General features: G+C 73.2%; 21 protein-coding genes and 1 other RNA gene. 10 read left to right on the top strand and 12 right to left on the bottom strand.

Annotation, left to right across the window (positions count from 1 at the left end; genetic code table 11):
• The first annotated feature begins 43 nt into the window (after positions 1–43).
• Together GKC29_RS12235 and GKC29_RS12230 are read left to right on the top strand one after the other, a co-directional pair.
• Positions 44–973: an LD-carboxypeptidase gene (locus tag GKC29_RS12235; RefSeq protein ID WP_155330939.1), complete on the top strand. Its 930-nt coding sequence runs from the start codon at positions 44–46 to the stop codon at positions 971–973.
• Positions 974–1284: 311 nt separating this feature from the next.
• The gene (locus GKC29_RS12230) at positions 1285–1773 is read left to right on the top strand and encodes a hypothetical protein (protein WP_155330938.1); all 489 of its coding nucleotides are present in this window, start codon (positions 1285–1287) and stop codon (positions 1771–1773) included.
• A gap of 202 nt (positions 1774–1975) precedes the next feature.
• Here GKC29_RS12230 and glnA read toward each other — a convergent pair whose 3' ends face one another.
• Positions 1976–3325 (bottom strand): type I glutamate--ammonia ligase, encoded by a 1350-nt coding sequence (gene glnA, locus GKC29_RS12225; protein ID WP_155330937.1) that lies wholly within the window; start codon positions 3323–3325, stop codon positions 1976–1978.
• A gap of 212 nt (positions 3326–3537) precedes the next feature.
• Between glnA and GKC29_RS12220 the strand changes: the two genes are divergently transcribed.
• From GKC29_RS12220 to GKC29_RS12210, 3 genes are all read left to right on the top strand, one after another.
• Positions 3538–5298 (top strand): NAD+ synthase, encoded by a 1761-nt coding sequence (locus GKC29_RS12220; RefSeq protein ID WP_155330936.1) that lies wholly within the window; start codon positions 3538–3540, stop codon positions 5296–5298.
• A 151-nt stretch (positions 5299–5449) separates the two neighbouring features.
• Complete coding sequence (panB, locus tag GKC29_RS12215) at positions 5450–6295, top strand: 3-methyl-2-oxobutanoate hydroxymethyltransferase (RefSeq protein WP_155330935.1); 846 nt, start codon at positions 5450–5452, stop codon at positions 6293–6295.
• A 171-nt stretch (positions 6296–6466) separates the two neighbouring features.
• Positions 6467–7123, top strand: coding sequence for a class I SAM-dependent methyltransferase (locus tag GKC29_RS12210; protein WP_155330934.1), 657 nt, complete (start codon positions 6467–6469; stop codon positions 7121–7123).
• 248 nt (positions 7124–7371) lie between these two features.
• Here GKC29_RS12210 and npdG read toward each other — a convergent pair whose 3' ends face one another.
• The 4 genes from npdG to GKC29_RS12190 all read right to left on the bottom strand — a co-directional run bounded on the left by npdG (position 7372) and on the right by GKC29_RS12190 (position 11096).
• A complete protein-coding gene (gene npdG / locus GKC29_RS12205) occupies positions 7372–8070 on the bottom strand; it encodes an NADPH-dependent F420 reductase (RefSeq protein WP_155330933.1) in 699 nt (232 codons plus the stop codon).
• A 191-nt stretch (positions 8071–8261) separates the two neighbouring features.
• Positions 8262–9695, bottom strand: coding sequence for an RNB domain-containing ribonuclease (locus GKC29_RS12200; protein WP_155330932.1), 1434 nt, complete (start codon positions 9693–9695; stop codon positions 8262–8264).
• A 287-nt stretch (positions 9696–9982) separates the two neighbouring features.
• Entirely contained in the window at positions 9983–10816 is an 834-nt protein-coding gene (locus GKC29_RS12195) for a histone (RefSeq protein ID WP_155330931.1), read from the bottom strand.
• A 76-nt stretch (positions 10817–10892) separates the two neighbouring features.
• On the bottom strand, positions 10893–11096 hold the full coding sequence (locus tag GKC29_RS12190; RefSeq protein WP_155330930.1) for a hypothetical protein: 204 nt from the start codon (positions 11094–11096) through the stop codon (positions 10893–10895).
• A 221-nt stretch (positions 11097–11317) separates the two neighbouring features.
• Between GKC29_RS12190 and GKC29_RS12185 the strand changes: the two genes are divergently transcribed.
• The 3 genes from GKC29_RS12185 to GKC29_RS12175 are packed head-to-tail and all read left to right on the top strand — an operon-like array spanning position 11318 to position 13882.
• Positions 11318–12583 carry a M48 family metallopeptidase gene (locus GKC29_RS12185; protein WP_155330929.1) on the top strand — a complete coding sequence of 422 codons (1266 nt, stop codon included), beginning with the start codon at positions 11318–11320 and terminating at the stop codon, positions 12581–12583.
• Between the two features lie 19 nt (positions 12584–12602).
• Positions 12603–13088, top strand: a complete 486-nt coding sequence (locus GKC29_RS12180) for an NUDIX domain-containing protein (protein ID WP_155330928.1) — start codon at positions 12603–12605, stop codon at positions 13086–13088.
• Positions 13085–13882, top strand: coding sequence for a nucleotidyltransferase domain-containing protein (locus tag GKC29_RS12175; RefSeq protein ID WP_155330927.1), 798 nt, complete (start codon positions 13085–13087; stop codon positions 13880–13882). Before GKC29_RS12180 ends, GKC29_RS12175 begins: the two co-directional genes overlap by 4 nt.
• Positions 13883–14161: 279 nt before the next feature.
• Here GKC29_RS12175 and GKC29_RS12165 read toward each other — a convergent pair whose 3' ends face one another.
• The 4 genes from GKC29_RS12165 to rnpB form a co-directional block, all read right to left on the bottom strand.
• Complete coding sequence (locus tag GKC29_RS12165; RefSeq protein WP_155330926.1) at positions 14162–14338, bottom strand: hypothetical protein; 177 nt, start codon at positions 14336–14338, stop codon at positions 14162–14164.
• A gap of 343 nt (positions 14339–14681) precedes the next feature.
• A complete protein-coding gene (locus tag GKC29_RS12160; protein WP_155330925.1) occupies positions 14682–15218 on the bottom strand; it encodes an alpha/beta hydrolase in 537 nt (178 codons plus the stop codon).
• A gap of 731 nt (positions 15219–15949) precedes the next feature.
• The gene (locus tag GKC29_RS12155; protein WP_155330924.1) at positions 15950–16273 is read right to left on the bottom strand and encodes a hypothetical protein; all 324 of its coding nucleotides are present in this window, start codon (positions 16271–16273) and stop codon (positions 15950–15952) included.
• A 171-nt stretch (positions 16274–16444) separates the two neighbouring features.
• An RNA gene (rnpB, locus tag GKC29_RS12150) (RNase P RNA component class A) lies at positions 16445–16857 on the bottom strand.
• A gap of 234 nt (positions 16858–17091) precedes the next feature.
• Between rnpB and GKC29_RS12145 the strand changes: the two genes are divergently transcribed.
• Positions 17092–17853: a sulfite exporter TauE/SafE family protein gene (locus GKC29_RS12145; protein WP_155330923.1), complete on the top strand. Its 762-nt coding sequence runs from the start codon at positions 17092–17094 to the stop codon at positions 17851–17853.
• A gap of 135 nt (positions 17854–17988) precedes the next feature.
• Here the strand turns inward: GKC29_RS12145 and mctP are convergent, their stop codons facing one another.
• Positions 17989–19638 (bottom strand): monocarboxylate uptake permease MctP, encoded by a 1650-nt coding sequence (gene mctP, locus GKC29_RS12140; protein ID WP_155330922.1) that lies wholly within the window; start codon positions 19636–19638, stop codon positions 17989–17991.
• Positions 19638–19880, bottom strand: a complete 243-nt coding sequence (locus tag GKC29_RS12135) for a DUF3311 domain-containing protein (protein ID WP_155330921.1) — start codon at positions 19878–19880, stop codon at positions 19638–19640. Before GKC29_RS12135 ends, mctP begins: the two co-directional genes overlap by 1 nt.
• A 160-nt stretch (positions 19881–20040) precedes the next feature.
• Here GKC29_RS12135 and GKC29_RS12130 point away from each other — a divergent pair, with 160 nt between their 5' ends.
• The gene (locus GKC29_RS12130; RefSeq protein WP_155330920.1) at positions 20041–20898 is read left to right on the top strand and encodes an alpha/beta fold hydrolase; all 858 of its coding nucleotides are present in this window, start codon (positions 20041–20043) and stop codon (positions 20896–20898) included.
• A gap of 42 nt (positions 20899–20940) precedes the next feature.
• Here GKC29_RS12130 and GKC29_RS12125 read toward each other — a convergent pair whose 3' ends face one another.
• The gene (locus tag GKC29_RS12125) at positions 20941–22146 is read right to left on the bottom strand and encodes a bifunctional RNase H/acid phosphatase (protein WP_155330919.1); all 1206 of its coding nucleotides are present in this window, start codon (positions 22144–22146) and stop codon (positions 20941–20943) included.
• Between the last annotated feature and the right edge of the window lie 3 nt (positions 22147–22149).

The following is a 22149-nucleotide window of genomic DNA, read 5'->3' as shown; positions in this document are numbered from 1 at the left end:
CTATCCGGTACGCCCGTCGAAGAGCTGGTTAGGCTCGGCGGTTGTGATCACCGAGGACGTCGTCCGGCCGCCGGCGCTGCGCCCCGGCGACACGGTCATGCTGGTGTCGCCGTCCGGGCCGACCCGGCCGGAGCGGGTGGCCCGGGGCGTCGAACTGCTCACCGGCTGGGGGCTGCGGCCGGTCCCGGCCCCGAACGCGTACGCCCGGCAGGGCTACCTGGCCGGCGCCGACGAACTGCGGGCGGCGGACCTGAACGCCGCGTTCGCCGACCCCTCGGTGCGGGGCGTGATCTGCACCCGGGGCGGCTACGGCGCGCAGCGGGCGGTGGACGCGATCGACATGGCCGCCGTACGCCGGGACCCGAAGGTCGTGGCCGGCTTCTCCGACATCACCGCCCTCCAGTTCGCGCTCTGGCGGGGCGCCCGGCTGGCCGGCGTGCACGGGCCCGGGGCGGCCTGGCGGGACGAGCGCACGACGCTGGACTCGGCGCAGTCGCTGCACGCGGCGTTGATGACCACCGAGCCGGTGACCGTGGCGGCCCGCGACGGGGAGGAGACCGCCGGCGTCCGGGTGCCCGGCCGGGCCACCGGCCGGCTGCTCGGCGGCAACCTGTGCCTGATCGTGGCGTCGCTCGGCACCCCGGACATGCCGGACCTGACCGGGGCGGTGCTCCTCGTCGAGGAGGTGCAGGAGCCGCCGTACAAGATCGACCGGATGTTGACCCAGCTCCGCCGGGCCGGCGTGCTCGACGGCGTGGCGGGGGTGGCGGTCGGGCAGTTCACCGACTGTGCGGACGGGTGGGCGGTGGACGTCGCCGACGTCCTGACCGACCGCCTCGGCGACCTGGGCGTCCCGGTCCTCGGTGGCCTTCCGATCGGTCACGGGGTCGGTCAGCTCACCGTCCCCGTCGGCACCGAGGCGGTCCTCGACGCCGACGCCGGCACGCTCACGGTCGCTTCCGCCGTCCACTGACCCGCCGCCTCTCCGCTCGCCGCCTCCACTTCCGCCCTCACCGACCCGCGTCCCGCGCCCGTCCGCCCCACCACTCCCGTGCCCGCTGGCAGGCGGCCAGCAACTTCGGGGACGTTGCTGCCTCGACGGGTGCCGGACGCAGCAACGTCCCTGAAGTTGTGTGGTCTTGGGACGGCCGCAGGCCGACTGGGCGGTCTGTCCGGCTTGGCGGGCGGACTGCCAGCCCATTCATAGGCTCGCCATGGGTTTCCTCCAGCCGCCCAGGTCACCGTCGGTGAGGTCATCGCACCACCGACGAGTTGGAGGACGACATGTCCCGCACGATTCGAAAGAAGCACCTGCTGGCCGGCTTCGCCGCCGCCGGCCTGCTCGGCGTCGGGATCGCGGCGCCGACCGTCGCATTCGCCGCCGACGGCGCCTCGCCGTCGGCGAGCGCCAACGCCGAAACCGACCGGGAGCAGCGGCGGGCCGACCGGCAGGCCGAGTTCGCCGAGGCGCTCGCGACGGAGCTGGGCGTCTCGACCGACCAGGTGACGGCCGCGCTGGAGAAGCTGCGCGAGCAGCGGAAGGACGAGCGACCCGAGCGGCCGGACGCCACCGACCGGCAGGCCGCGCTGAAGGAGCGGCTCGACCGGGCGGTCGAGGACGGCAAGCTCACCCGGGAGCAGGCCGACGCGATCATCGCCGCGGCCGAGGCGGGCGTCCTCCCGGGCCCGGGCGGGCGCGGCGGCCACGGCGGGCCGGGCGGCCTCGGCGGGCCGGGCGGCCTCGGCGGGCCGGGCGGCCTCGGCGACAAGTGACCGGACGCCGCCCGCCCCGGCCGCGTGGCTGGGGCGGGCGGCGCCGTGACCTTCGGAGGGGACGGCGCCGCCGGGACGCCCCGGTCGGCTTCGGACGGTCAGGCGATGCGGGCGCGGACGATCAGGGCGGCGCCGACGTGCGTGCCCGGGGTGAGCAGGCCCGGCACGAAGAACGCCAGCGCCTCCGGTTTCCCGGCACCTCCTACAGCGACAGGTAGCGCTGCCGCTCGTACGGGGTGACCTCGCGCCGGTACTGCTCCCACTCGGCCCGCTTGTTGCGCAGGAAGAAGTCGAAGACGTGCTCGCCGAGCACCTCGGCGACCAGCTCGGAACCGGCCATCACGTCGATCGCCTCGGAGAGGTTCTCCGGCAGCGGCTCGTACCCCATCGCCCGTCGCTCGGCGCTGGTCAGCGACCAGACGTCGTCCTCGGCGCCCGGCGGCAGCTCGTACCCCTCCTCGATGCCCTTCATCCCGGCGCCGAGCAGCACCGCGAAGGCCAGGTACGGGTTGGCCGCCGAGTCGAGCGACCGGACCTCCACCCGGGCGGAGTTCGGCTTGCCGTACGCCGGGACGCGGACCAGCGCGGACCGGTTGAGGTGACCCCAGCAGACGTACGCGGGGCTCTCGGTCACCCGGTCCGGCAGGGCCTGCGGGAACAGCCGCTTGTACGAGTTGACCCACTGGTTGGTGACCGCCGTGTACTCCCGGGCGTGCACGAGCAGGCCGGCGATGAACGCGCGGGCCACCTTGGACAGCTTCATCGGGTCGCCGGCGTCGTGGAACGCGTTGCGCTCGCCCTCGAACAGCGACAGGTGGGTGTGCATGCCGCTGCCCGGCTGGTCGGTGAACGGCTTCGGCATGAAGGTGGCCTGCACCCCGGTGGAGAGCGCCACCTCCTTGACCACGTGCCGGAAGGTCATGATGTTGTCGGCGGTGGTCAGCGCGTCGGCGTAGCGCAGGTCGATCTCCTGCTGGCCGGGGGCGACCTCGTGGTGGCTGAACTCGACCGAGATGCCGATCCGCTCCAACGCGAGCACCGCCTGGCGGCGGAAGTCCCGCGCGACCGCGTGGGTGGTGTGCTCGAAGTACCCGCCGGTGTCGACCGGGGTGGGCACCGAGCCGTCCATCGGGCCGTTCTCCAGCAGGAAGAACTCGATCTCCGGGTGGGTGTAGAAGGTGAAGCCCTTCTCCGCCGCCTTGGACAGGGCCCGGCGCAGCACGTGCCGCGGGTCGGCCCAGGACGGGCCGCCGTCGGGGAGCAGGATGTCGCAGAACATCCGGGCGCTCTCGCCGCTGACGCCCCCCTCGAACGGGAAGACCTGGAACGTGGTCGGGTCGGGCATGGCGACCATGTCGGACTCGAAGACCCGGGCGAAGCCCTCGATCGCCGAGCCGTCGAACCCGATGCCCTCCTCGAAGGCCGCCTCCAGCTCGGCGGGGGCCACCGACACGCTCTTCAGCGTGCCCAGCACGTCGGTGAACCACAGCCGGACGAACCGGATGTCCCGCTCTTCCAGCGTACGGAGGACGAACTCCTGCTGACGGTCCACTTCCACCCCTCGCGACCCTGTTGTCCGCCTTCGGCCGGGGGTGACCCGGCCTGACCGACCAGTCTCCACCGGCCTCGTTACGCCGACGTTACGCGACCTGCCGGCGCTCGTCCCGCCCAGTCCCACCCCGGTGCGGTCGCCCGCTCGGGGGTGGCCCCCGTCTCCCCCGGGCGGGCCGTGTCGGGCCCGGACGGCTGGGGCAAGATGAGGACATGCCCACCCTGCGTCTCGCCCTCTGTCAGGTCAACCCGACCGTCGGCGACCTCACCGGCAATGCCGCGCTGATCCGGGAGTGGACCCGGCGCGCCGCCGACGCCGGCGCTCAGCTGGTCGCGTTCCCGGAGATGATGCTGACCGGGTACCCGGTCGAGGACCTGGTCTTCCGCCGGTCCTTCGTGGCGGCGTCGAAGGCGGCCCTGGAGCGGCTCGCGGCCGACCTCGCCGCGGACGGCCTCGGTGACCTGCCGGTGCTGGTCGGTTACCTGGACGCGGACGGCCCGCCGCAGGTCAGCGGTGACGCGGAGCCGGGTCACGGTGCGCGCAACGCCGCCGCCCTGCTGCACGGCGGTGGGACCGTCGCCACCTACTTCAAGCACCACCTGCCGAACTACGGCGTCTTCGACGAGGACCGGTACTTCGTTCCCGGGGACATGCTGACCGTGGTCCGGATCGGCGGGGTGGACGTCGCGCTGACCATCTGCGAGGACCTGTGGCAGGCCGGGGGCCCGTTCGCCGCCGCCCGCCAGGCCGGCGTCGGTCTGGTCCTCAACATCAACGGCTCGCCGTACGAGCTGAACAAGGACGACATCCGGCTGCCGCTGGTCCGCCGCCGGGCCGCCGAGGCGGGGGCCACCATCGCGTACGTCAACATGATCGGCGGCCAGGACGAGCTGGTCTTCGAGGGCGACTCGATGATCGTGACGGCGGACGGGACGTTGCTGGCCCGGGCGCCGCAGTTCGTCGAGCACCTGCTCGTGCACGACGTCGAACTCCCCGAGGCGGAGCCCCACGCCGGCGAGGACACCGAACTGGCCGACGCGCTGCGGGTGGTCCGCCGTACCGTCGGATCGGTGCCGGCCGCGCCCACGGGCCCGGCGGCGACCGGCGGCGTCATCGAGCCGGTGGCCGACGAGGCCGAGGTGTGGCAGGCGCTGGTGCTGGGCCTGCGCGACTACGTCAACAAGAACCGCTTCCCGTCGGTGGTGCTCGGCCTGTCCGGCGGCATCGACTCGGCGGTCGTCGCGGCCCTCGCGGTCGACGCGCTGGGCCCCGACCGGGTGGTCGGGGTGTCCATGCCGAGCCAGCACTCCTCGGAGCACTCCCGGGAGGACGCGGCGGACCTGGCCAAGCGCACCAGCCTGGACTACCGGGTCGAGCCGATCCAGCCGATGGTCGACACCTTCCTGGCCAACATGTCGCTGTCCGGCGTCTCGGTGGAGAACCTGCAGGCCCGGGTCCGCGGGGTGATCCTGATGGCCCTGTCGAACCAGGAGGGCCACCTGGTGCTGACCACCGGCAACAAGAGCGAGCTGGCGGTCGGTTACTCCACCCTCTACGGCGACTCGGTCGGCGGCTTCAACCCGGTCAAGGACGTCTGGAAGACGCTGATCTGGCGGCTGGCCACGTGGCGCAACGCGGACGCCGGCCGGCGCGACGAGACCGCGCCGATCCCGGAGAGCTCCATCGGCAAGCCGCCGTCGGCCGAGCTGAGCCCGGGGCAGCTCGACAGCGACACCCTCCCCGAGTACGACGTGCTCGACCCGATCCTGATCGGGTACGTCGACGGCGACCTGGGCCGGGACGGGCTCGTCGAGTCCGGCCACGACCCGGCGGTGGTGGACCGGGTGCTGCGGATGGTGGATACCGCCGAGTACAAGCGACGCCAGTCCGCCCCCGGCACGAAGATCTCCATGAAGGCGTTCGGGCGGGACCGCCGGCTACCGATCACCAACCGCTGGCGGGAGAACGGCTGACGCACGGGTACCTGGTCACCGGCGCCGGTCTCCGGTGCTGGCGGTCGGGAGTGAAATCCTCCACTGGCCTCTGCCGCCGCCGGGCGTCCAGGTGCGACGATCGCGGCGCAACCCGGGGACCGCGTACGCGGCCTCGAGGAAGGAGAGAACCATGGTGGAATCCACCCCGCCCGAGGTGACCGCCCTCTACGGCGGACCGGCGACCCGGCGGGTCCGCACCCGCGACCTGATCGCCGCCAAGGAGCGCGGCGAGCGGTGGCCGATGCTCACCTCGTACGACCAGTACACGGCGGCGATCTTCGACGCCGCCGGCATTCCCGTGCTGCTGGTCGGCGACTCGGCCGCGAACAACGTCTTCGGCTACGAGACGACCCTGCCGGTGACCGCCGAGGAGCTGCTGCCGCTGGTCCGGGCGGTCGTCCGGGCCACCCGGCAGGCGCTGATCGTCGGCGACCTGCCGTTCGGCTCGTACGAGGAGGGGCCGACGCAGGCCCTGCGCACCGCCGTCCGGTTCATGAAGGAGGGCGGCTGCCACGCGGTGAAGCTGGAGGGCGGCCGGCGCTGCGCCGACCAGATCGCCGCGATCGTCGGCGCCGGCATCCCGGTGATGGCGCACATCGGCTTCACTCCGCAGAGCGAGCACACCCTCGGCGGGTACCGGGTGCAGGGCCGCGGTGACGCCGCCGACGAGGTGATCGCCGACGCCCGGGCGGTCGCCGAGGCGGGCGCCTTCGCCGTCGTGCTGGAGATGGTGCCCGGTGAGGTGGCCAAGCGGATCACCGCCGAGCTGAGCATCCCGACCGTGGGCATCGGCGCCGGCCCGGACACCGACGCCCAGGTGCTGGTCTGGCAGGACATGGCCGGCCTGCGTACCGGAAAGGCGCCGCGCTTCGTGAAGCGCTACGCCGACGTGGCCGGCGCGCTGACCGACGCGACCCGCCGCTTCGCCGACGAGGTCCGCGGCGGTCAGTTCCCGGCGGCCGAGCACACCTTCTAGGGGTACCGGAGGGCTCCCGGCCGACGTACCCGTCAGGCCGGGCGCCCTCCTTCCCGGGCACCCGGCCACTCTGACCACCGCGGGCCGGCTCGACGGGCGGATCGGTCGCGGCGCGGCCGGCTCGACGGGCGGGTCGGTGTCGGCGAGGCCGGGACGTTACCCTCCAGCACCATGCCGGACGCGAGCTTCCTCGACGCCACCCGCGACTCGTACGACGCGACGGCCGCCGAGTACGCCGACTGGCTCGCCACGGACCTGGACGGCCGGCCCCTCGACCGGGCGATGCTGGCCGCCTTCGCCGAACTGGTCCGCGCCAACGGTTCCGGTCCCGTCGCCGACGTCGGCTGCGGGCCGGGGCGCGTCACCATCCTGCTGCACGGCCTGGGGTTGGACGCGTTCGGCGTCGACCTCTCCCCCGGCATGGTGGCGCTGGCCCGCCGCACCTACCCGCACCTGCGGTTCGAGGTGGGCTCCATGCTCGCCCTGGACCTGCCGGACGCGTCCCTCGGCGGGCTGCTCGCCTACTACTCGGTCATCCACGTCCCGTGGGACCGTTGGCCGGACGTGTTCACCGAGTTCCATCGCGTTCTCGCACCGGGCGGGCCGCTGATGCTCGCCTTCCAGATCGGCGACGAGCGCTACCACCGCGACGAGGCCTTCGGCAAGGCGATCGACCTCGACTGGTACCGGCACCGCCCGGACGCGGTGGCCGGCCTGCTGCGGGACGCGGGCTTCGAGACGTGGGTGACGGTGGTGAAGGAGGCCGACGTAACCGAGCGGACCCAGCAGGCCATCGTCATCGCGCGTAAACCGGCCGCGGGGGCGTAGCTCGCCGCCCGGAGCCGCCGCGCGGACCCGCAGCGGTAGCGGTGACCTCCTGGTGGCGGCGGACGTCCACCCCGGCCGTCCCCGGCCGCACCTCGACCCTCAGGCGGCAGGGTGGGCCGGGGGAACAGTCGGCAGCTCACCGGGCGTGCCGCTGCTCTGGTAGTGGGTGGGTTCGCCCCGCGGACGCTGCCCGGACCGGCGGCCAGCAGGGACAGCGCGTGCCGGACGGTGTCGTCGGCGGCGCCGGGTCAGAGGTCGGTGACGCGGATGCCGGCGTGGGCCTTGTAGCGCTTGTTGATGGCGATCAGGTTGGCGGTGAGCGCCTCGACCTGGTGGGCGTTGCGCAGGCGGCCGGCGTAGATGCCACGCATCCCCGGGATCCGGGCGGCGAGGGCGCCGACGATGTCGACCACTTCCCGGTCCTCGGTGCAGATCAGCACGTCGAGCTCGATGCGGTCGATCTCCGGGTCGGCGAGGAGCGGGGCGCTGACGTGGTTGAACGCGGCGCACACCCGGGAGTCGGGCAGCAGGGCGGCGGCCTGCTGGACGGCGCTGCCCTCCTCGACGGTCAGCGCGTACGGGCCCTGCTTGTCGAAGCCGAGCGGGTTGACGCAGTCGACGACGATCTTGCCGGCGAGCGGCTCGGCGAGGGCGGCGACGGTGGCCGCGTGGCCGTCCCACGGCACGGCGATGATGACGACGTCGCTGCGCCGCGCGACGTCCTCGTTGCCGGCTCCGGTGACGCTGGCACCGGCGGCGACCCCGGGGAGGCTCCCGATCTCCGCGGCGGACTGGGCGGCCCGCTCCGCCGACCGGGATCCGATCAGCACGGTGTGGCCGGCCCGCGCGAACCGGTAGGCGAGACCCCGCCCCTGGTCGCCGGTGCCACCGATGATGCCGACGGTGAGCCCGGACACGTCGGGCAGGTTGCTCGCGTCGTAAGCCATGGCGACATCCTCGCAAACCCGCCGGCCCGAGAGCAGCGGCGAACGCTGTGACAAACCCCGCTGCCGACGCCGTCAAGGGTGCGCCGAGGGACAGGTGCGCCCCGGCCCGACGCGGCAGACCTCCCCCCGACTTCTCGATCCGGAGCGGGAACCGGGCAGCGGGCAACGGGCAACGGGCAACGGGCAACCTGTCAGGCGCGCTCGAAGGCCACCGTACGGGTGGTGGGGTCGGCGGTGACCAGGCGGACCCGGATCCGTTCGCCCAGCGGAAGGTCGCCGACGCAGCGGGCGCGGACCGGCGGGTCGTCCAGGGCCACCGTCCCACCGGGCGGGCGGCCGGGCCGGGACCGGCCGTTCGGGGGTGCGTCGACGTCCAGCACCGCCGCGTCGAATGTTTCCCCGACCCGATGCTCCAGCAACACGGCCTCGGCGAGTTCGACGGCGCCACGGGTGGCGGCGGAGGCGGTGCGGTCGGTCGCCGCCATCACCTCGGGCAGCTTCGGCAGCGCCGACCGCGCCCAGTCGGGGACGTCGCGGCCGTCGTGCAGGGCCAGGCAGACCTCGGTGGCGTACCGATCGGCCAGGCGCCGCAACGGCGCCGTGACATGGGCGTACGCGGCCGCGACACCGCCGTGCTCCGGCTGGTCCGGGAGCGCGGCGTCGAATGCGGTGTACGCGGCGCCGCGCATCAGCTCGGCCGCCTGGTCGATGAACGCCGCCGCCCGGGGCTGTGTCGGGTCCAACCCGGCGATCACCTCACCGGGGCCCGCCCCGTCCGGCCAGGGCACGCCCAGCGGGGCGGCCGCGGCCCGCAGCCGCTCCACCGCCTCCGGTTTCGGGGCCGGCATCGTCCGCAGCAGACCGATCCGCCCGGCGAGCATGATGTCGGCGGCCGCCATCCCGGTCAGCAGCGAGATCTGGGCGTTGTGCTCCTCCAGCGGCACCGGCCCGCGCAGCACCAGCCGCCAGCCGTCACCGTCCGGCTCCACGTCCTGCTCCGGTAACGGCAGGTTGATGGCGCCCCGGCGCAGGCCGCGCGCGGTCAACAGGGCGCCGACGTCGGGCAGCAGGGCGATGGGCTCCGGCAACCGGCCCGCGTCGGCGTCCGCCTGCACGCCGTCGTAGTCGAGCTGCGCCCGGCTGCGGACCAGCGCCCGCTCCACGTGGACCGCGACCGTCGCGCCGTCGCCGTCCAGGTCGATCGTCCACACGACGGCGGCCCGGTCGACGCCCGGCAACAGGCTGGCCGCTCCCTCACTCAGCGTTCCGGGGTGCAGCGGCACGGTGCCGTCCGGCAGGTAGACCGTCTGCCCGCGCCGCCACGTCTCCTCCTCCAGCGCCCCGCCGGGGCGGACGTGGGCGGCGACGTCGGCGATCGCGTACGTGACCCGGAAGCCGCCGCCCGCCCGGCGCGCGAGGTGCATCGCCTGGTCGAGGTCCCGCGAGCCGGCGGGGTCGATCGTCACGAACGGAACGTCGGTGCGGTCCACGGCCGGCCGGGGCGGGTCGGCCGCCGCGGCGTCGGCCTCCCGCTGCGCCGCAGCGGGGAAACCGCCCGGGAGGTGCAGCTCGCGGCGCAGTGCGCCGAAGTCGATGCGGGGCGCGAGGACACGTCGGATCACCACGGCGTCCATCCTGACAGCGCCCGGCCCGAACCGCTTTCCCGCAGCACCGAGCGCCGCCGTGACTCCCGGCCACCGCCCTTCCACCGGCACCTGGCGGAGCGCCGGCGCCCAGGCCACCGCCACCCCGGCACCGCCCGCCGCCGGCCGGCACCTGTCACCGGTACGGCCGGTCCTGCCACCACCGCGACCCGGGCAACCGGATCGTGTGGCAGCGCGGGGGCCCCTGACCGGTGGGGCGTTCGCGGGACGGGACCGGGACGTGCCGCCGGAGAGGTCGGCGCCTGGGGTCAGCCGGTCGCCTTGCGGGCGACTGCCCGCGTACCCCGGGTGGTGGTGGCCCGGCCCGCCGCGGAGCGGGCCGGCGCCTTGCGGGCCGTGGTCGTGCGGGCCGTGGTCCTGGTCGCGGTGGTCTTCCGCGCCGGGGCCTTCTTCGCCGCCGTGGTCGTCTTCTTGGCGGTAACCTTCTTGGCTGGGACCTTCTTCGCCGCGGTGGGCCGCGCGGTGGCGGTCGGTCGGGTCGAGGGGGCCTTCTTGGCGGGAGCCTTCTTCGCGGGTGCCTTCTTCGCCGCGGTCTTCTTGGCCGTCGCGGTGGTCTTCTTCGCGCCCGAGGTGACCTTGCGGGCGGCGGTCCCCGTCTTCGTGGGGGCCTTCTTCGCCGCCGTGGTGGCCTTGGTCCGCGCGGTGGCGGTCTTCTTCGCGGCCGTGCCCTTCGCCGCGGCGGTGGTCTTCTTCGCGGTCGCGGTGGTCTTCTTCGCCGCGGCCGTGGTGGTCTTCTTCGCCGCCGCCGTGGTCTTCTTCGTGGCGGGGGCCTTCTTCGCCGCCACGGCGGTCTTCTTCGCCGCGACGCCGGCCTTCTTCGCGCCGGGGGCCTTCTTGGCGGGAGCCTTCTTGGCGGGAGCCTGCTTCGCCGGGGTCTGCTTCGCCGGGGCCTTCGCGGCGGTGGTCCTCTTCGCCGGGGTCCGGCCGGCGCCGCCGGCCGCCTTGCTGGCCGGGGCCTTCTTCGCCGCCGTCGAGGACGTCCGCGCCGTCCGGGTCGCCCCGGCGGTGCGCTCCGCGGCGGCGGTCTTCTTCGCGGCGGTACGGCGGGCGGCCGGGCGGGTGGCCTGCTGTGCTACGGCCATCTCGGTTTCCCTCCTTGGGGACGTGCCCGCACCGTCGCGGAGCACGCGGTACCTCGACGCGGGCCTCCCGCGCCGCCTATCTGTCCTCCCCGGCCCAGCGGGCGTCCTCGGCGTCCCATGCTTCGTTGCGGTCCCGCACCTGCTGGAGCGCGTTCTCGGCGTCGGCGGCTGAGGCGTACGGCCCGAGAACGTGCCGGGCGGGGCACACGTCGGCATCGGTCTCGACCCGGTGGTGTCGGGTGCACCAGTAGTAGTGCCCCCCGATTCCGCTGTCGCTCATGGGATCACTGTGCACCGCGATCCACCCGGCCGCCACCGGAACACCGCAAGTCGCCGATGATCTCCACAGTAGACGTGCTCCCGGCCATAGGGGGCGCGAACAGCGAAAACAGCCACCGACGGACCCGGGCGACCACGCGCCCACTCGCCCGCCGCCGCCTGGCGGGCATCGGCTGAACGGCCGGTACCGCCACGGGAAGCCCGCCGGCACAATCGGCGCTCATGATCGACACGACGGCGGTCGACGGCACGTGCCCGCGATGTGGCACGGCCGCGGTCTCCCAGCTCGAAGCGACGCCGTGGTGCCCGTCGTGCGAGTGGAACCTGGAGGCGTACGACGAGAAGCGGAGCCGCCCGCTCTTCGGCTGGCGGTGGCTGGACCGCCGGGCGCACCACCTCGGCTACCGGATGACCCGCCGGCAGTTCGACCGGCTGCTGGGACGCCCGCTCGATGCCACCGGTGCGGGAGCGGCGACCGTCATCACGACAGTCGCCTCGGTGGTGCTGTTCCTCGGGGTGGCGACCCTCGCCGGCACCGGGATCTGGTTGGTCGTCGGTCATCCATTCCCGGGCCCGTCGATCCTGCTCGCCGTACCGTTGCTCGCCCTGGCCATCGGACTGCGGCCCCGGTTCGGTCGGCTCGACCCGTACGCGGAGGTCCTGTCCCGCGACCGCGCGCCCGAACTGTTCGGCCTGGTGGAGGAGGTGGCGCGGGCGGTGGGCAGCCCGGCGCCCGACGTCATCGCGGTCGACGACGACCTGAACGCGTACGCGCAGGCGGTCGGCGTCCGTCGCCGCCGGGTGCTGTGCCTCGGGCTGCCCTACTGGGGGGCCCTCGGCCCGCAGGAACGGGTCGCCCTGCTGGGGCACGAGTTGGGGCACTTCGTCAACGGAGACCCGCGGCGCATGCTGCTCACCCAGCCCGCGTTCACCACGCTCGGATCGGCGGCGGACCTGCTCCGCCCGGCACCGTCGACCGAGCGCGGCCTCGTCGAGATGGTTGGCGCGGCCCTCGGACGGGTGCTCCAGTGGCCCCTGTCCCGCCTGCTGTTCGCACTGCACCTGGTGCTGGTGTGCGTCGCGTTGCGGGACAGCCAGCGGGCCGAGTACCTGGCCGACGAGCTGTCCGCGAAGGTGGCGGGCACAACGGCCGCGACGGACCTGCTGGACGTCACCCTGCGGGTCGAGTCGATGGAGCTCGCCGTACGCCGGGAGGCCCGGGCGGGGCACGGGCCGGCACGGTGGCGGGCGGCGTTCGCCGAGGCTCGGGTGGCCAACGCCGGCCGGCTGCCGCAGCTGCGGCAGCTGTCGGCCCGCGAGGAGGCGTCGCTGTTCTCCACCCACCCACCCACCGGCCTGCGGCGGCTGATGCTCGACGGCCGGGAGCGGCACGAACCGGCCGTGGTGCTCACCGAAGGGCGGTCGGCCCGGATCGACGAGGAGCTGGCGAAGGAGTACGAGACGGTGCGCCGGAACCTGGCCTGGTGAACCCGGTTAGGGTCGCCCGATGGGCGTCCCCGAGTACATCCGGCAGTTGCGCGCGCACGTGGGCCGCGACCTCCTCCTGCTGCCGAGCGTCAGCGCCGTGGTCCGCAACGACACGGGCGAACTGTTGCTCGCGCAGCGCGCCGACGACGCGCGCTGGTCGGTGGTGAGCGGTGTCCTGGAGCCGGGCGAGCAGCCGGCGACAGCGGTGGTCCGGGAGGTACGGGAGGAGACCGGTCTGGACGTCGAACCGGTACGGCTGAGCAGCGTCCTCACGCACCCGCACACCTATCCCAACGGGGACCGGTGCGAGTTCGTGAACCTGGGATTCCGGTGCCGGCTGACGGGCGGCACGGCGCGGGTCAACGACGACGAGTCGATGGCCGTGGGGTGGTTCCCGCCGGACCGGCTGCCCGAGTTGGACCGACACGCGCGGCTGGTCATCGGGTACGCGCTCGACGACGGTGCGGCGGCGGGCTTCCTGCCGCCCGGGGTGGCGTGGACGTGAACGCGGACGCGGACGTCCGCCGCTACCTGACCGGGCTGGTCGCGGCCGGCCGCGCCGTGCTCGGGAACCGCCTGGTCGGCGCGTACGCGGCCGGCTCGGTCGGGCTGGGCGCGTACCAGCCGTCTCGCAGCGACGTCGACGTCGCGCTGGTCAGCGCGGACGCCCTCGACGAGGAACGGAAGCGGACCCTGGTGGCGCGGCTGCGGCACGAGGCACTGCCGTGCCCGGCCCGGGGGCTGGAGCTGGTGGTCTACCGGTGGGAGGTCGCCCGGTCCGGCAGCGCCGAACCCGGCTTCGAGGTCGAGCTCAACACCGGGGCGCGGATGCCGTTCCGGGCCACGTACGACCCGGCGGACCGGCCGGCCACCGACGGCCACTTCTGGTACGGGCTGGACCGCAGCATCCTGCACCAGCACGGGTACGCGCTGTTCGGCCCGCCGGCCCGCGAGGTCTTCGCCGACCTGTCCCCCGCCGACCTGCGCCGGCTCCTCGTCGACGCGCTGTCCTGGTGGCTCGCCCGGCCCCTGTCGCCCGGCGACGCGGCGGCGCCGGGCACGGAGGACGCGGTGCTCGGCGCGGCCCGCGCGCTGGTGCGGTTCCGCCACGGCGAGTGGCTGGCCAAGGCCGATGCCGGGCGCCGGCTCGCCGGGGTCCTCCGCACGGAACCGGCGTGGGGCGACGCACCGGACCTGCTGGAGCGGGCTGTCGCCGCCCGCAACGGTGGCGAGTCACCGCGCGGGCCGGAGGCACACGACTTCCAGCGCCGGGTGCTGGCCGAGATCACCGGCGGGTGACCCGACCGACTCGTCGGACTCGGCGCGGTGGAGGTCGACCGATGGCTGGACTGCCGTACCCTCCGCGCGCCCGGCGGCCACCTCCTGTGCGTCATCCCCCCCCCCCCCCCCCGCACAGCGACCCGGCGACCTTCGAGAAGCACTCCCACGCCTGGCGGCAACTCGCCGGTGATGACGGCCGACCCACCGCCCTCGCCTGTTCGTCCACTTGCGCCACCAGGACTCGGCCCGGCCGAGCGAACAGCGCATATTACAGGGGCGCAGCGACGCCGAAGGATCTCACCTGGGCCACAGCACGGCGGTAGACAGCAGAAGCGACGCGACGAGCAGGCCCAACCCGGTTGCGAGGAGAGCGTCCAGCCGAGGCTTGAACCAAGGGCTGCGGTGGGTCACGGCGAGGGCGAGCCACGCCACAGGTGCGGCCACCACGAAGAGCGGCAGCAGATAGATCGACATGTAGAGTCCGCTGAGCCAGCTTGAGAACAGCGCCAACAGCACAACGACGACCCCGTGAGCGGCGAGAAGGTATCCGGGCACGTACAGGCAGGTCCGCCACGCCCGAGGCGAAGTTGGCTGGGCTTGCATCGAGTCCCCCCGGTCGCGAACTCCGCATCCCCGCGCACGGTGCGGCCACTGGTCGGGCACCGACCTCCGGACATCGCGGTTCAGAGTGCCGTCGTCGCAGGCGATGGCCAGCCTGGTGGCTGTGACGTGGATGGTGACGGTGCTGCCGGCAGGCAGCCGGCCGAGGGCAACTCTTCCATGACCATCCCGCTGCCGGAAGCGCTGCCGCAAGGTGTCAGCTCGGCCAGCCAATGGCGTCGAGGAACTCGTCCACCGCGACCACGACTCGGCTGAGCACCGCGATCGACTCGGTAAGCGGACCAGGTACGTACATGCCGTGATCCGCGCCGTCCACCTCCAGCACGTGCGGGGACAGCCGGCGGGCGATGTCACCGTCCCACAGTTTGTCGGCAGTGCCACCCACGAGCAGGAATGGCGCGGTTGCACGGTCCAACGCGTCAGCCACCCACGGCAGTGTGAGCAAGGGCGTGAGCCATACGGCGGGCAGACATCTGTCGGCGGCAATCGCTGCCGCATTCGTGCCGAGCGACTTGGCGATCAGCAGTGGGTGACCGCCGACAGTGTCGATCAGCGGAGCGATCTCGCCACTGACCCAGCCCTCGATCTCTGGCTGATCAAGCTTCGGAAGGGCCTGAGACCACGAGTATCGGTGCACCGTCGCGCCTCGCTGCTCCGCCACATCGCCGGCATACATCAGCAGGGGAGCACCCGGTCCGAACCTCCCGCCGGGAATCACGACAGCGTCCGCCACGCGGACGACCTTATCTCGCTTCCGATGGGACAGGATTGCCGTGTTCCGCAACGGGCCGCACGCACCGCCGCTTGGGCGCGCGCCGGCCGCTGCCGCTGTCGCTCTGCGGCCGTCACGCCTGATGCCCGGCGGCTGGCGCGGAGGGCGGGGAGCCCGGAGCGCCAGACCGACAGATCGTTGACGGTCGACAAAGGCGTGTCCACACGGGCCCCTGCCGCCAGTGACGGTTGCAGCGCCTGATCAAAAATGCACGATGGCAACAACTGGCGACATGGACCGACGCACCTTCCAAACTGAACGGTGGCTAGGGAAGTCGCTAGGCTGACCAACTCGGGTGACGGTTGGAAGGAGGAGGGTTGAGGCACGGCCGGCGCGACCGTAAGCGTTGGGAGCAGGTCGTGGAGGTCCTGGCCGTCATCATGCTGGCTATACCGACGAGCCTGATTCTGTTCTCCGCTGACCTGTTGTGGCGGGACGGCTTGGCGGCAGGCGTCCTGCTGCTGGCTACGTTCACGGTTCCACCGGGTCTGGCGCTCTGGCTGATGATCAGCGGTGCCACTGGACCGTCAGCAACCCGCGGAGGTTCAAACGCTTCGCCTGACATCCGCAGCCGACATCAACTGAGTCACCCGTCGGCGAACACCATCGGACGGGTCGGGCAGAGGTCGCGGACGTCCCGAACGGTGACGCATGGAGCCGCCCTCGCCAGCCACGCCTTACAAGCGAGGGGCCTACTCGTCGGGCCAAGCGTGGACGCTGATGGTCCAAGGCAAGTGCGGCTCGTCGCGTTCGGCGATGTATCCCACCGGGAGGGCCGCGAGTGCGGCGACTGCGGGATCGGCGTCGGCGACGTGACTGATGCAGGCTACGACGCTGGCGCCGTTCGGGTCATTCACGCCGTCGCCAACGAGCCAGTCGTTGTCTCCGTCGTGAATGACGACGCGGGCCGGCTCCTGCCCGGTCAGCACCGTACGTTGAACAACCGCGCCGAGGTTTGGCGGGAAGCGCCCATCCTCGAACGGGAACGCCACGTGGCGGAACACCTCGCCCGACATGCAACGACGATGGCACAACGGCTCGACGATGACCGCTCCCGGGCCGTCGTTGGGCCGTCTAGGCCGTGACCGGGCCGTCAAAGGCCGACCAATAGTGACCGACGGCGACCAGTAACACCCGAAGAAACAGCAGGTCAGCCGCCACGTGGCGGCGACTGACCTGGTGGGCGACGGACGAGTCGACCTGTACGCCGGATTCTGTGCGCGGCGCGTACCCGGGGGTTCGCGCCGGCGGCGGTCATCCATCTCGGCCTGCCGTCACCGACAGGCTCCAGCGGCCTACCCGCAGACATCGGGCGGGCCGCCCTCGAACGTCTGCGCGGACCGTCACCTCGCGGTGGCGACCCTTTCTTGGCCTTGCTCCGGGTGGGGTTTACCGAGCCACCCCGGTCACCCGGGGTGCTGGTGGGCTCTTACCCCACCGTTTCACCCTTACCGTCCCGTTTCGGGTCGGCGGTCTGTTTTCTGTGGCACTGTCCCGCGGGTCACCCCGGGTTGCCGTTAGCAACCACCCTGCCCTGTGGAGTCCGGACGTTCCTCGGCGGCGGGTTTCAGCCCGCCGACGCGACCGCCCGGTCGACTCGTCCGTCGCGCACTCATCCTAACGACGCGGCGGCCGCCCCCATTTCCGCCCCGAACGGGCCTGGATGATCGACTCGGTGCCGCCGGCACAGCGGTGTCGCACGGCACCGGACAGGCCGATGCCGGCGGCACGGCGTTGATCTCAGATCCCGGGCGACGCGGAGGGGATCACGGCCGGTGTGACCTCGCCGACCGCGACCGGCGACGACGCGGCACGCGTACTAGCCTGCGGGATCATGGACATCGCCGACGCCGTGCTGCTCGTCGCCGCCGGTCTCGCCGCGGGCACGGTGAACGCCGTGGCCGGCGGCGGTTCGCTCATCACCTTCCCGGCGATGATCGCGGTCGGGCTGCCGCCGATCCCGGCCAACGTGAGCAACTCGGTCGCGGTCTTCCCGGGGTACGTGGCGAGCGTCGCCGGCAGCCAGCAGGATCTGCCCCGCGGGCGCGCGCTGGCCATCCTGGTGCCCACCACGGTCCTCGGCGCGGTGGCCGGGGCGGCGCTGCTGCTGGCCACGCCGGCACGGGCGTTCGAGCTGGTCGTACCCTTCCTGGTGCTCGGCGCCACGGCGGTGCTGGCCTTCCAGGACCCGCTGCGCCGATTGGTCGGGCACCCGCGCGACCTGTCGCCGCGCCGCCGTACCGTCTCGGTCCAGACCATGGTCGCGGTCGGCGCGGTGTACGGCGGCTACTTCGGCGCGGCGCTCGGAGTGATGCTGGTCGCGGGGCTGGCGCTGGTCCTGGACGCGACGCTGGCCCGGGTCAGCGCGATCAAGAACCTGCTGTCCGCGGTGGTGGGGCTCACCACGCTGGTGGTGTTCGCGCTCTTCGGGCCGGTGAACTGGGCGGCCGTCGCGCTGGTCGCGCCGGCCACGCTGGTCGGGGGGTACGCCGGCGCCCGGCTGGTCCGCCGGCTGCCGTCGGTGGTGCTCAAGACCGTGATCGTCGTGTTCGGCTCGGTCATCGGGCTGTACCTGCTCTGGCGCGCGGTGCGCTGACCAGCCGCCCCCCGCGAGCGGGCCGCCCCGGGCGACGCTCGCCGGCCGGCCGCGGCCGCGACCGCCCCGTGGCACAGGCGTTGGGAAGGGCCCCTTGTACAACGCCAGGCGTTAACAAGGGGCCCTTCCTTACCCTCAGGCGACGGGCTCCGGGGCCGCGTCGGCGCCGCGGCGCTCGCCCGGGGTGACCCGCGGGTCGCCCTCGTCGGCGAAGTAGTCGTCCGGCGAGGTGCCGTCGCCGCCGTCGTGCACCTTCCCGGCCCGCAGCGCCAGGGTCACCAGCGCCGCCACCACCAGGTTGACCAGTACGGTCACGAACCCGACGTAGATGGTCATCTTGGTGTCGAACCCGAACTTCTCCAGCGGGAACGCGGAGCCGCCGAAGTGCTTCCGGGTCGGGCTGGACACCTGGTAGAGCATCCACATGCCCAGCGCCATGCCGACCGCCCAGCCGGCGATCAGCGCGCCCCGGTGGAACCAGCGGGTGTAGAGGCCGAGCGCCACCGCCGGCAGCGTCTGGAGGATGATGACGCCGCCGATCAGTTGGAGGTCGATGGAGAACTGCGGGTCGAGGAAAACGATGCAGGCCACCGCACCGACCTTCACCAGCAGCGAGGTCACCTTCGACACCTGCGCCTCCTGCGCCGGTGTGGCGTCGCGCCGCAGGTACTCCTTGTAGATGTTGCGGGTGAACAGGTTCGCCGCCGCGATGGACATGATCGCCGCCGGCACGAGCGCGCCGATGCCGATGGCCGCGTACGCGACGCCGGCGAACCAGTCCGGGAACTGCTGGTCGAACAGCACCGGCACGACCGTGTTGTTGTCCACGCTGCCCTCGGTGGCGCCGGGCAGAGGCTTCACGCCGGCCGAGATGGCCATGAAGCCGAGCAGCGCGATGAGCCCCAGCAGCAGGCTGTACGCGGGCAGCGCGGACATGTTCCGCTTGATCACGTCCCGGTTCCGGCTGGCCAGCACACCGGTGAGGCTGTGCGGGTAGAGGAACAGCGCCAGCGCCGAGCCGAACGCCAGGGTGACGTACTGGAGCTGGTTGTTCGCGTTCAGCAGGATGCCGTCGTTCGGGTTCGGCGAGGCCTGGAACTTCGCGTCCGCCGCGTCGAAGATCGAACCCCAGCCGCCCAGCTTGTACGGCAGCCAGAGCACCGCCACCAGGATGACGATGTAGATCAGCGTGTCCTTGACGAACGCGATGAGCGCCGGCGCGCGCAGGCCCGACTGGTACGTGTACGCGGCCAGGATCGCGAACGCGATGATGATCGGCAGGTGCCGGGCGAACGCGCTCTCGCCGGTGACACCCATCGTCTTGAGCACCGCCTCGATGCCGACCAGTTGCAGCGCGATGTACGGCATGGTGGCCACGATGCCGGTGATCGCCACCAGCAGCGCCAGCACCGGGGAGTCGAACCGGCTGCGGACGAAGTCCGCCGGGGTGACGAAGCCGTGCCGGTGCGACACCGACCAGAGCCGGCAGAGCACCAGGAAGACCAGCGGGTAGATCACGATGGTGTACGGCACCGCGAAGAAACCCATCGCGCCCGCGCCGAACACCAGCGCCGGCACCGCCACGAAGGTGTACGCGGTGTAGAGGTCACCGCCGACGAGGAACCAGGTGATCCAGCCGCCGAAGTTGCGCCCGCCCAGCCCCCACTCGTCGAGGTGGGCCATGTCCTTCGGCGCGCGCCAGCGCGCCGCGACGAAGCCCATCGCGCTGACCAGCAGGAACAGCGCCGTGAAGATGATGATCTCGGTGAGGTGGTCCTGCCACATCAGCGGTCACCCCGCTTCTTCGTCATCTGGTAGACGAGCGTGGTGGTCGCGACGCCGAGCAGGATGTACGTGAGCTGGAGCCAGTAGAAACGCGGGAAGCCGAGGATCCGCGGCGAGTCGGCGTTGAAGAGCACGGGGATCAGCGGGACGAGGATCGGCACGAAGAGGAGCCAGTTCCACGGGCTCTTGTCCTTCGCCCGGGTCCTCGCGGTAGCCCGCGTCTCCGGGTCGGGTGCGGCCATCGGCACACCTCCGGTGGGTGGTTGGACATGTGACGGCCGGAGGCTACGGCCGTGTGAGCGCCGTCACGTTCGATCAAGGAACCCCGCTGCGCCGAACGGCCGATCCGGTGCGCCGAACGGCGGGGCACCGGCGGACGTGTGGATCTGGCACGATGCCCCGATGCCGAGCTTCTCCTCGTACGACGGCACGACCCTCGCCTACCACCGCCTCGGCGACGGCCCGCCGCTGGTCTGCCTGCCGGGCGGCCCGAGCCAGGCGTCGCGCTACCTCGGCGACCTCGGCGGCCTGTCCGCGGGCCGGACGCTGCTGCTGCTCGACAGCCGGGGCACCGGCGACTCCGCGGTGCCGGCGGACCCGTCGAGCTACCGCTGCGACCGGGTCGTCGAGGACGTCGAGGCGTTCCGCGCCCACCTGGGACTGGACCGGATGGACCTGCTCGCCCACTCGGCCGGCGCCAGTGTCGCGCACCTGTACGCCACCCGGTTCGCCCACCGGCTCCGCCGGCTGGTGCTGGTCACGCCGAGCCTGCGCCTGCTGGCTACCGCGCCGGTGGGCATGGCGGAGGCGCTCGCCGGCCGCTCCGCCGAGCCCTGGTACGCCGACGCGACGGCGGCGATGGACGCGTGGGGGGAGGCGCTCAAGCGTGGCGCCGACGACACCGAGATCGCACCGCTGCGGCTGGCCGCCGCCCCGTTCCTGTACGGCGAGTGGACCGAGCGGGCACGGGCGCACGCCGAGGCCCAGGAGCACGACCGGGCGCCGGCGGCGGCCGTCGGCTTCTACGCCGGCGTCGACGTCGACCGGGACGCCCTCCGGGCGGCGCTGACCGAGGTGGGAGTGCCCACCCTGGTGGTGGCCGGCGCGCTGGACCCCGCGCCGACGCCGGAGTTCGCCCACGAGTTGGCCGAGCTGCTGCCGAACGCCGAACTGGTGGTGCTGCCCCGGTCCGGCCACGTACCGTTCGTCGACGAGCCGAACGAGTTCGCCGGCACCGTGGAGCGGTTCCTCGCCGACTGAGCGGCGGTCGCCGAACCGGCGCCGTACCCGACCGCCGCCGACTCAGTCGGCCGGGAGGTGGGCGGTCTCGTTGACGGAGCGGACGGCGACACCGCCGTCCGGCCACAGGTCCACCACCGAGATGCCGGCGGCGTCGAGGAACAGCCGGTGCAGGAGGGTGTCACCGGCCCCGAGCGCGTCGCGCAGGATCAGCTTGATCGGCGACACGTGCGAGACCACGACGACGGTCTCCCCCCGGTACGCCTGCCGCAGCCCGTCGACCGCACGGCGGCTGCGCGCGGCGACCTCGGCGAACGACTCGCCGTCCGGCGGCGCGACCTTCGTGGAGGCGAGCCAGGCGTCCATCTCTCCCGCCCAGCCCTCGCGTACCTCGGCGAAGGTCCGCCCCTCCCACGCGCCGAAGTCGCACTCGACGAGGTCGTCGTCGAGGCGTACCGGGAGGCCGCCGAGCGCGGCGGCGATGGCCTCGGCGGTGTGCGTACACCGGGACAGGGGTGAGCTGACCACGGCCGCGACGGACGGGGCCAGCGCGGCGACCCGGGTGGCCGTGGCCTTGACCTGGGCCCGGCCGCGCGCGGACAGCGGCACGTCGCCGCGACCGGAGTAGCGGCGCTGCTCGGTGTACTCGGTTTCGCCGTGCCGGACCAGGACCAGGCGGGTGGCGGTGAAGCTGGGCCGCGGCTCCCAGGAGGCGGGAGCGGTCGCCGGGTCGGTGCCGGTGGTCCGCGCGGTGGCCGCGCGGGCCGCCGCCTCGCGGGCCGCCGCCCGCGCCGGCGAGTCGGGTGCGGCGACCTCGCGGGGAGGCTCGGCGGGGCGCGCCGGGCGCGCCGGGGCACCGGCGGCGGCGTCCATCGCGGCGTTGGCCAGCGCGTCGGCGTGCCGGTTGCGCTCGCGGGGGATCCAGGTGAACCGGACGGCGGCGAACCGGCCGACCAGCCCGGCCGCCTGGGCGGCGAGGGGGCGCAGGCCGGGGTGCTTGATCTGCCAGCGGCCGCACATCTGCTCGACCACGAGCTTGGAGTCCATCCGGACCTCGACCTCGCCGGCGCCCAGTTCGGCGGCGGCCTCCAGCCCGGCGATCAGGCCCCGGTACTCGGCGACGTTGTTGGTCGCGGTGCCGATCGCCTCCGAGCGCTCGGCCAGCACCTCACCGGTGTCCCGGTCCCGGACGACCGCACCGTACCCGGCGGGGCCGGGATTACCCCGGGACCCGCCGTCGGCCTCGACGACGACCACGCGCGGCGCCATCGA

Source organism: Micromonospora sp. WMMC415 (genome assembly GCF_009707425.1).
Lineage (GTDB): Bacteria > Actinomycetota > Actinomycetes > Mycobacteriales > Micromonosporaceae > Micromonospora.
The sequence above is the reverse complement of the archived record's forward strand: the minus strand, read 5'-3'. Positions and strand labels throughout refer to the sequence as shown.